Source organism: Methylomagnum sp. (assembly GCF_054333355.1).
Genome location: NZ_JBTEKS010000204.1, coordinates 1 through 7,973, shown reverse-complemented (window position 1 = coordinate 7,973; position 7,973 = coordinate 1). Strand labels below are relative to the sequence as shown.

General features: G+C 58.7%; 8 protein-coding genes. All 8 read right to left on the bottom strand.

The features are described from left to right. Nucleotides 1–72: 72 nt before the first annotated feature. Entirely contained in the window at nucleotides 73–1,191 is a 1,119-nt protein-coding gene (locus ACXWUF_RS14660; protein WP_458495392.1) for a glycosyltransferase family 4 protein, read from the bottom strand. Nucleotides 1,192–1,232: 41 nt separating this feature from the next. Then, nucleotides 1,233–2,684, bottom strand: coding sequence for a hypothetical protein (locus ACXWUF_RS14655; RefSeq protein WP_458495391.1), 1,452 nt, complete (start codon nucleotides 2,682–2,684; stop codon nucleotides 1,233–1,235). Nucleotides 2,685–2,828: 144 nt separating this feature from the next. Then, complete coding sequence (locus ACXWUF_RS14650; RefSeq protein ID WP_458499428.1) at nucleotides 2,829–4,394, bottom strand: hypothetical protein; 1,566 nt, start codon at nucleotides 4,392–4,394, stop codon at nucleotides 2,829–2,831. 140 nt (nucleotides 4,395–4,534) lie between these two features. Further along, nucleotides 4,535–6,250, bottom strand: coding sequence for a glycosyltransferase family 39 protein (locus tag ACXWUF_RS14645; RefSeq protein WP_458495389.1), 1,716 nt, complete (start codon nucleotides 6,248–6,250; stop codon nucleotides 4,535–4,537). 300 nt (nucleotides 6,251–6,550) lie between these two features. Continuing rightward, a complete protein-coding gene (locus ACXWUF_RS14640; protein WP_458495388.1) occupies nucleotides 6,551–6,811 on the bottom strand; it encodes a hypothetical protein in 261 nt (86 codons plus the stop codon). A 71-nt stretch (nucleotides 6,812–6,882) separates the two neighbouring features. Then, nucleotides 6,883–7,221, bottom strand: a complete 339-nt coding sequence (locus tag ACXWUF_RS14635) for a hypothetical protein (RefSeq protein ID WP_458495387.1) — start codon at nucleotides 7,219–7,221, stop codon at nucleotides 6,883–6,885. Next, entirely contained in the window at nucleotides 7,194–7,625 is a 432-nt protein-coding gene (locus tag ACXWUF_RS14630; protein ID WP_458495386.1) for a DUF5685 family protein, read from the bottom strand. Before ACXWUF_RS14630 ends, ACXWUF_RS14635 begins: the two co-directional genes overlap by 28 nt. Nucleotides 7,626–7,741: 116 nt before the next feature. Beyond that, a partial coding sequence (locus ACXWUF_RS14625; RefSeq protein ID WP_458495385.1) for a hypothetical protein occupies nucleotides 7,742–7,973 on the bottom strand: 232 nt, incomplete at its 5' end.

Genomic DNA, 7,973 nt, shown 5'->3' with positions numbered 1-7,973 from the left:
CGGGCTTTAGCCCGCGACATCCGCGCCAATCGCGGGCTAAAGCCCGCTCCCACGGCACGCTTGATAAAGCTGTCAGTCCTGTCCCTGTTGGAAGATTCGCAGATAGCGCTTGCGCTCCTGCTGGGCGGTATACCCTTCGAGGATCGTCTCCCGCGCCCGCCGCCGTAGCGTTTCATGCTCACCCTCCAGGCAATCCGCCGCACGGGCCAAGGCCGCGCTCAAACCCGCCACGGAGCGCGGCTCAAACAAGAAGCCATTCTCCCCATCCCGGATCACGTCCAGCGCCCCGCCCACCGCCGCACCCACGCAAGCCTTGCCCATCGCCATGGCTTCCAGCATCACGTTGGACATGCCCTCATGGACGGACGGAATGCACACCAGGTCCACGCGGGCGTAATGCGCCCGCAGCGTCGCCGGATCGTCGGTGTAGGGCAGGGTGGCGATATGCTCGTGGCAGTCCGGGCGCAGGGAGAGAAAGCCGTGCAGGAGCTTCCGCGATTCCTCCCGCAAGTTGCCGACGATGCGCAGGTCGAAGCGCCCGAAATCGACGGCGGCCAGCAATTGATCCAGCCCTTTCTTGTGCTTCACATCGCCGAACAGGCCAATCACCGGGCGCGGGTTCGGCGCATAATCTATTTGAAACTCAAACGCCCGCTCATCCACCCCGTTGGGCACATAGCGCGGCCTGGCCTCGGAGCAGAAGGCGCGGATTCTCCCTGCCATTTCCCGGCTCACGCAGAACGCCCACTCGGCCCGGCTCAGGGCGGCGTGGATATGGAAGGCCCACTCGCCGAAAATTTCCAAGTCGATGTCGTTGCCCCGCGCAAACAACAGCGGCGCGGTGCCGCGCCGGGCGGCGGCGAGGCTGGCGGCGTAGGCCAGTTCGTTGCAGTAAAAAGCCAAAAAGCGGGGCGGCGCGTGGTCCCGGCTCAAGGCTTCCAGCACATCGGCGACATATTGCAGGAACAACTTGCCATCCCCGCCTCGGCCCACCCGCACCACGGGAATGCCGCCGGATTCGGTGAATTCGTGGGTGTGGGGCGGTAGGTCCGGCGTCGGCGTGACCACGGTGATTGGGCAGGCCGAGGCGAAATGCCCGGCGATGCGCTCGGCGGCGACACCCAGGCCACCGACGGCGGCGCGGCCAAAGGCGGGGGTGATGAAGAACAGCGGCGGTGACGTGTCGGGCATGGCGGCGGGGGCATCGATTAGTGTAAAGGCCGCATTGTAGGCTAATTGTTTTCCGCCTCCTTAGATTCGGTGGTCGCAGCCAACCGCTCTTGGATGGAATAAATCTCGCCGGAATCAAAATAAATCGGATGCTCGGGATAATCCTCCCAAAGCTCGGGCGAACGCCGATACGGGTGGTAATAAAGCACCACGGTTTTCGCCTCGGCCCGTTGCTCCGGGGTCATGCCGTTATAAATGGCCGGGCCGGTTTTGCGTATGCCCGCCAGGTTTTTGGCGTCCGTGGCAATACCCTTGCACCAGGCCCAAATCGGGAGGTTATTCCCCAGCGCAATACCAGTATCACCGGTCCAAGCGCCTTCCTCGACGATGCGATAACCCCGAAAGCGTTTATCCAATATATCCATGGCCCAAGCGAACGAAGGCTCATGGGTGGACCAAAGCTTGGTGCCAACCCCTAGATTAATGGCGGAGCCGGTAATCACCCAACCCAATATCAGCGCCCTGGAATTCCGTTCGATTAAGGCCCAAGACGCGGCAATCAAGACAAACCCATAAAGAATTACGCGGGCACCATTTTCCCAGGAACCGATGAACCGGCCTCGCGGAATCAACAGGCCGATAAGCACGCAGACAAGGCCCGCCAAAATAAGCATCCCTTGGTCCGAGCGGATATCCACCGACTTAATGAGCCGATAAGTCAAAAACGCGGCAAATACCAGCGGGACGGCGAATTCATGCCATTGCCGGGTCAAATAAAATGGTCGCAGCAATTGCACGATTTGACTGGGCAAATTCACCCAGCGAAATCCGCCCGCGTCGATTTCGCTGCCGAGCATGATTAAGGCCACCATAATCGAGGGCAACCACAACAGGCTGAGTTGACCAAAGGCTCTCAGAAAGGAGGGCTTGGGATGCTCAGACCAGGGTAGAAAGCCTCGGAACAATCGGACAATATCGAAGATGCCCACGGAAAACGCAGGGATGGGATGGCATAGGAAGGTGAGCAAGCGGGTGAGTATTTCCGTCAGCCGGGATGTTTTAGTGTGGTGGCCTCCCAGTGAAACCCCGGTTGCCACCACTGAAGCGGCAAAGCCCACTAAAAAAGGCCAGAATCCCCAATGGAAAAAATATCCAAGGGTCACGGGGAAACCCACCAGCCGGGTCCAACGACTTGCCGGATTGATTCTACCCACCAGAAAGCTGACCGATAATGGGAAAATCAATCCATAAATGGATAATGCGATTTTCCAGGCCAAGTCGATGCCGAACGCCATAATTAACGGCACTAGCAGTAATTCCGGCAATTCGTAGGACGACAGGGCGAAATAAGGTTGATAGACGGGGTCGGCGCTATCCATGCCCGCCAGATGATCCGCGTAGACTTTGGCGAGCGCCATGTGCATGGGCATGTCGGATGCCAAGGGTTGATCGTAGAGCCAAACAAACCCTGTGGTGGCAATTAATAATCCGACATAGATGATTTTATACCACATTGAAGAACTCCTCCCTGATAGCAAAGAAGGGATGTTATCCCTAGATAGGGTCGCTATCCCCGGCGTGGCGAGTGTGGTTGCCGCTGCTTTGTCATGGCCTGTTTGAGCGTTATTTGGCTATTCTGGGATTATATAAATAATTTATTATCGCTCAATTCGGTAAATTACGAAGTTGCTGCCCCGGTGGACGGGCTGTAAGTGATCCGGCTTAAAGTCATGGAAAACACCCCCATTAATGAGTAGCAGATAATCATATTGGCGTATGATTTCATCCTTGAAAGGATTCTCCCAATCGCTGAGCGCACGGCCTTTGGACACGGCTTCTGAGGAATAATCAATAATCGGTCCCGGCGTTGCCTGAGCCAGCTTTTGGTAGGATTCAGTGAAGCTTAGGGGCTGATGGCCGTAATCAGCAAACATGAATGGATCGAACGTGGATTTTCCGATCACGGCCCGGCTGGCGATGAAGTTGATAGGCGGATGATGAAAGGATGGATCGCGAGGCAGGGCAACCACCGCCAATAATTTGGAACCGGGTTCGATGGTTTCAAATGCCGCCAAATATTCCCCGTAAATCGCATTGGATTTATGCCATTCCACGGCGACCACGGCAAGACGCGCCAATATTAGAGCAAGGAAGCCTAGCAGTATCGGTTTGGCGAACCATCGCCCATTTCCATGGAATTGCAGACCCGCCGCCAGCAACATCCATAACACAATAGGCAACCGGGAGTCGGCGGTTTGTGACCCGAATAAGGTGTCTGGAATAACCAATTGGATTAAGCCGCCAATGACCAGCGGCCATAGTATGGGCGTGGCTAGCGTCAGCCATTTCCGCCATAAACCCAGCGCGATGAATCCAACCAGTAGAAAGAATGTGGCGTAATCCAAGCCGCGATAATAATTATTGACCACATGAAACGCTGGGGTCAGTTTTTGTATGAACGAGCCGAATCTTATCTCGCTGGATTTTTCTGTGGTGGGGCTTAAAACTAGAAACAGAATGACGGGTACGGCGATGTGCGCGAATATCAGCGCCCAATCTTTGAGGTCGCGCCGCAGCGAATCCTTGCGCCAGTCTTGTAGGGTTTGGCCCAGTTGATACCCGCCAATGAATAGCAAATACACGGCGAAGGCGAATAAATGGCAAAGCAGAATCGCCACGGCCATGATTGTGAATAGAACAAATCGAGTCGCCCAGGCTTGATTCCGCATTAATAGCCATAACGCGAAACCCCACAGGGCTAGGGCGATTCCGAAAGAAAAGTTCAGGTAGCCCCAAAGGATCAGCCGGTGATAGAGGAATAGGAATATCAGATAGGCGGGCCATTCCACCCGGCCATGCAGGGCGTACGACAGGGCAAATACACCCGAGGCCGTCAGTATGAAAATAGCCGCTAGGAATAGTTTGCCGGCCAAGTCGATGGACATGAACTTCGCCAGCGGGACAATCGCCAAGTCCATGGCGAGATTGGGCAGGAACGCCCATTGGGGTTGGTAGAATTTACGGAAAATATCAGATTCGTTATAGTGGGCTAGCACATAATCTCTGGCGAGATGGTTTAGATAGTCCAGCAATGGGAGAATATCGACTAGGCACAGGGGAAGCAAGGCGGCGATGGTGAGAATTATTAAGACTGGAATATGAATGGTTTTTGATAGGGTCATGCACGATTCCTTGTGCTGTTGTTTATATTTAGTGGTTTTCAAGCGTCTGCTTGGGAATGAGTGGTATCGCTCGTAGTCCCGGCTTCAGCCGGTTCTTCGTAACCCGTTTACCGCCTGAAGGCGGGACTACGAGCGTTTAACTTCATGGCAGTGCAGCAGGCGCTTGGGAACGAGCCGCCATTTCAAATAACCTCATCAATAATCAATAATTCCAAGGGCGGACGCTCATTGGTGCCCGGCATGTATTGTAGGTTTCGGTATACCTCCAATACCCGGTCCCGATGGGGGATGTTGCCGGTGACGGGTATCTCGCCCACCTTGATGAATTGGGGGGTATGTAGAAGATTCTGCAAAACCCGCATGGCTTGCAGGTCATTCCAAAAATCCGGCTCATTCACCACGTAACTCACCCCGTAGCGATTCAGCGCGGCGGATAATTCCTCTTGGGTCAGCCCGCGCTCTTCCACGCCTAACTCGCGCTTTACTTTGACCCGCAGCAGCAGCTTGTCCGAGCGCAGCACGCCCAGTTTTTCCGCCGCGTCCCGCGCCTTCAAGTTGAAGATGAACGAGCCGTCCCGGTAGCCGGAGAACAAGATCATGCTGCGGGCGGGGGCGGCGTCGACGACGAATTCGGCGGCTTTGTCGTAGCCGACAATGGCGGGCGGTCGATCCACCGCCACCGCCAAGCCGAAATAGCCCACCGCCAGGGTCAGCGCGGCGGCGGTCGCCGGTTTCGACGGCAGCCAGCGCGCCACGGTGGCGATGGCGAACAAGGCCAGCGGCAGCAGGATCAGCAGGCTGTGCCGGGGTTCTTTCAGGGCGATGAGGGAAAAGAACAGGTAGCCCGCCACCAGCCAAACCGCCAGCAGCCGTTCCACGGCGGGTGGCAATAAGGGGCGATCCGGGCCGAAACGCCGCGCCAGCGGATACAGCAGGGCCAGCCCCAGCGCGGGCCAGCCCAGTTGGGTGGGCAGTTGTTCGATGTAATAAGTCCAGTTGGCCCAGCTCAGCCGGGACAATTCGCCGCTGTTTTCCCCGGTGCCAGCGTTGAGGTTGGTCTGGCCGAATTTCAGGGTCAGCACGGCCAGCGGAATCAGGGCCAGGGTGAACACGGCGGCGGTGAGCAGGAGGCGTGGATCGCGAAGGATGCGTCCGCCGGTTTCGTACACCAGCAATCCGGCCAGCCCCGCCACCAGAAACACCGCCGTCTGCTTGGTGTACAAGGCGCCCAGGGCCAGCAGGGCGAGTCCGTACAGGTATTTGGGGCGGCGGGTGTCGAGGTAATCGAGATAAAACACCGCCGTCCAGACCAGCCAGGCGTACACGGGGATTTCCAGCATCACCTGCCGTCCCCAGGAGGCCATTTCGTGAAAGCTGATGAACAACAAGGTGGCGGCGAAGGCTTGGCCCGGCGAGAAGCACCGCCGCGCCAACAGGAACAGGCCCGCCGCCAGCGCCGCCTCGTGCAGGGCGACCGTAAGCTGCGCACTGAAATGAGAGATGCCGAACAGCCCATACACCGGCACTTCGGTGAGGGCGAACAGCGGCGGATAAAACAGGATGGACAGCGCCGGGTATTGCGCGTACCAAGCCTTGGCGAAACCCGCCGGGTCGGCGAAGGGCAGGGCGCGGAACACGTCCAGCAGGAACACGCCGTTCAAGGCGTGGCGCGGGGCGTCGCTCCACCAGAAGTCGCCGTTCTGCGGCGCGGTGGCGAACAGCAGCCCCACGGCCCCGACCAGCAGAAGCAGCCAAAGGGGTTGTTCCAGCCGGGCCAGCCAGGGGCGAGACGCGGGGCGTCGCCAGCCGGAATCGAGCGGCGTCCGCCGGGGCGTCGGCTCAAAGGGCGGCTCCTCGGCGGATTGCCGAAGCTGGGGGCGGGGTGGGAATCCTTCCATGGTGTGGGTCGCTCCGTGGTTCCGTACACGCGGTCGGGCGGCGTGCCCGGTGCGCCTAACTTAACACGGGAGGAAAAATGCGACAGTCGTGAATGACCGTATGGGGGCGTCGGACTTCTTGCCGGTCGGGCTTTTTCCGTGGGAGCGGCCCAACACCGGCGTCCAAAGCAAGCCTTGGACTCCAAGCGCGTGGGCTGGTGGATGGCGGCGCGAAAGCTCGGGATTGCCGGAGTGCGCGTTTTAGCTTGCCCGGCGCGGCGGGAGACAAGCTAAAGCTGGCACTCCAACTTTCGCCTTCGACTATGTGCTGGCGGTTTCCCGAGTCACCGGGCAGGGTCCGGTGCGCTGGTCGGTGCGCTTCGAAATCAAGGTGACTTCGGGCGTGGTGGCGGTTTTGATGCGGCATTCCCGGTGGCATTCCGGGCAGGAATAGCCCTGAGTGTCCCGGCCGGCTTTATAGGAATAGGAGGTTTGCCAGGTGATTTCCACGCGGAACACGCAGCCGCAATAGCCGCAGGTTTGCTGGAATTGGCTGGCGGTTAGAAAGGGGTCGCGAGGCATTGAATTTGATTCCCTCCTTAAAAACGATGGTAAACGACCCGATTTGGGACTTGTTCCAACACAATGCGCCCTCAAAGGGAAGATGTCCAGCCAACAGCGGAAATAATCTGACCCACAACGGCATGTGACGGGCGCGGCAATCCGCCGTTCAGTTTCCGCAGCCGCCGCAGCAATGCAGGAGTCACAGCGTGGTGCGGAACGAGTTCGGTCAGCAGGTTTGTAGCCAATAGGCCGGAAGCGCTCTGGATGTCCGGGAAAGCCGGATTGGGCGCTTTGATGAGCTGGAGATAGTCCCCGATGAACCGCCGCACGCTGTCCGGCAATTCCGGCCAGAACCGCCGGATGCGGGTCGGGTCTCGATGATTCTCCGGGCAACGTCGCCCTAAAACCGCCGACAGTCGGCTTCCCAATCCACCAACTTCAGCCAGACCAGCAGCAGATTCATTCGCGCCGCCTTGTCCACGGGATCGTGCCGGATGATGGGGCGTGTCCCGCAGAACAAGCGGGCCGGGCAGGGCTGATATTCCAGGGACGCGGCCAGGCCGTCGGCGTGGGCCAGGAGGCCGATGGTCAACTCGTGGCTGATGAGGAGGCTCGCGGGCAGGCCGAATTGGCGGCGCAGGCTGTGGCACAGCGAGCACAGTACAGATGGCGGTATTCGGCGCGGGTTTGCGGGCGTAGGCGGCAGATCGGGGGATTGATGTGTCCGAGCACGTTGTTGTTTTCCTGTGTGCTTGAACAAAAACCGTTTCGCGCAGGGCGATTTCCAGGAAAAGACATACCTGTAGGATGGGTAGAGCGAAGCGAAACTCATCACCCTGTGTCCGGCTCGATGGGTTTCGCGAGTACGCTCTACCCATCCTACATCCAGATCAACGGTGACAAGCATTTTCGGAAATCGCCTTAAAGCGCTCGGGGCACCAGCCACCATCACTCCATCCCAAACGCCTCCCCCCGCGCCACAAACGGCAAGCGCCGCCTCGCTGGCAGCAAGAACGCATGTTCGAAGGGAACCTCCAAGCTCTCCTCGCAATACCCATCGGTGATGACCAACACCGGACCCCGCCGGGGAAACTCCCCGCGCCGCGCCAAGTCGCGCAGCAAATCCACCCCCGGCTGCAAAATCGTCCCGCCCCGCCCCCGCACCGTGAACCGATCCAGC

Coding starts and splice junctions, on each gene's coding strand:
- ACXWUF_RS14660 (WP_458495392.1), bottom strand. CDS start 1,191: ATGCCCGACACGTCACCGCCGCTGTTCTTCATCACCCCCGCCTTTGGC.
- ACXWUF_RS14640 (WP_458495388.1), bottom strand. CDS start 6,811: ATGCCTCGCGACCCCTTTCTAACCGCCAGCCAATTCCAGCAAACCTGC.
- ACXWUF_RS14630 (WP_458495386.1), bottom strand. CDS start 7,625: ATGAGTTTCGCTTCGCTCTACCCATCCTACAGGTATGTCTTTTCCTGG.
- ACXWUF_RS14645 (WP_458495389.1), bottom strand. CDS start 6,250: ATGGAAGGATTCCCACCCCGCCCCCAGCTTCGGCAATCCGCCGAGGAG.
- ACXWUF_RS14655 (WP_458495391.1), bottom strand. CDS start 2,684: ATGTGGTATAAAATCATCTATGTCGGATTATTAATTGCCACCACAGGG.